This is a genomic window from Streptomyces sp. NPDC060027, from assembly GCF_042737005.1.
In the GTDB taxonomy this organism is placed as follows: Bacteria; Actinomycetota; Actinomycetes; order Streptomycetales; family Streptomycetaceae; genus Streptomyces.
In genome coordinates this window covers 1-1,537 of sequence record NZ_JBHWVI010000455.1, presented here as the reverse complement: position 1 = coordinate 1,537, position 1,537 = coordinate 1, and the positions used below count along the sequence as shown (strand labels likewise).

1 protein-coding gene is annotated in these 1,537 nt (G+C 73.7%); it reads left to right on the top strand.

Translation table 11 applies throughout. The annotated features are described in order from the left end of the window. Positions 1-1,537: SDR family NAD(P)-dependent oxidoreductase (locus ACFWBT_RS42965; protein ID WP_385710271.1), on the top strand; the 1,537-nt coding region annotated here is incomplete at both ends.

Here is a 1,537-nt window from a genome sequence, read left to right as displayed (position 1 = left end):
TGCCCGCCGTGCTCGCTTCCGGTGAGCCGCAGTTCGCGGTGGTCGACGGGGAGGTGTTCGTACCGCGCCTGGTGAAGGCCACCGGGACCGCCACCGGCACGCCGGACTTCGGCTCCGGCACCGTCCTGCTGACCGGCGCGTCCGGTGCGCTGGGCGGGCTGTTCGCCCGGCACCTGGTCGCCGAGCACGGTGTGCGCAGTCTGCTGCTGCTCAGCCGTCGCGGCGCGGACGCACCCGGTGCGGTCGAGCTGGAGGCCGAACTGGCCGCGTGGGGCGCCGAGGTGCGCTGGGCGGCCTGCGACGTGGCCGATCGGGACGCCCTCGCCGAGGTGCTGTCCGGCACGCCGGTGACGGCCGTGGTGCACACGGCCGGCGTCCTCGACGACGGAGTGATCGCCGCGCTCACCCCGGAGCGCATGGAGAAGGTGCTGCGCCCGAAGACCGACGCCGTGCTCAATCTCCATGAACTGACGAGCGACCTGTCGGCGTTCGTCGTCTTCTCCTCGGTGTCCGGAATCCTGGGCAGCGCGGGACAGGGCAACTACGCGGCGGCGAACACCTTCCTCGACGCCTTCGCCGAAGCCCGCCGCGCCCGGGGGCTCCCCGCCACGTCGCTGGCATGGGGCCTGTGGGAGCAGGGCAGTGGCATGGCCGACCGGCTCGACCAGGCGGACCTCGCCCGGCTCAAGCGGGTGGGCCTGGCCCCGATGGCCGTCGACGAAGGACTGCGGCTGTTCGACGCGGCACTGACCCTGGACCGGGCCGTCGTCGCCCCGCTGAGGCTGGACCTGGGCGGGCCGCAGGGCACGGTGCCGCCGGTCCTGCGAGGGCTGCGCGGCCCGGTACGGGGCACCGCGCGGCGCACGGCGAGGACCGCGCCGAAGGGATCGCTGGGCCGGCGGCTGGCCGGGCTGTCCGAGGTCGAACGCGAGCAGGTGGTGCTGGACCTGGTGCGTACCGAGGTCGCCGCCGTGCTCGGCCACGCCTCGGCCCAGGCCGTCCAGCCGGAACACGCGTTCCAGGACGCCGGTTTCGACTCGCTCACCTCGGTGGAACTGCGCAACCGGCTGAACACGGCGACCGGGCTGCGGCTCCCCGCGACCATGGTCTTCGACCACCCCACGCCCGTCGCGCTCTCCCGCTTCCTGCTCGCCGAGACACTGGGCGTCCAGGAGCAGTCCGAGGCCGCGGTCGCCGCGGTGACCGGAACGGCGGACGAGCCGATCGCGATCGTGGGCATGGCCTGCCGGTTTCCCGGTGACGTGCGGTCGCCCGAAGACCTGTGGCGCCTCGTCGCCTCCGGCGGCGACGCGGTCTCGGGATTCCCCGAGAACCGCGGCTGGGACGTCGAGAACCTCTACGACCCGGACCCCGACCGCTCCGGCAAGTCCTACGTGCGCCACGGCGGCTTCCTCCACGAGGCTGCCGAGTTCGACCCGGCCTTCTTCGGGATCTCGCCGCGTGAGGCGCTGGCGATGGACCCGCAGCAGCGGTTGCTGCTGGAGACGTCGTGGGAGGCGTTCGAGCGGGCCGGGAT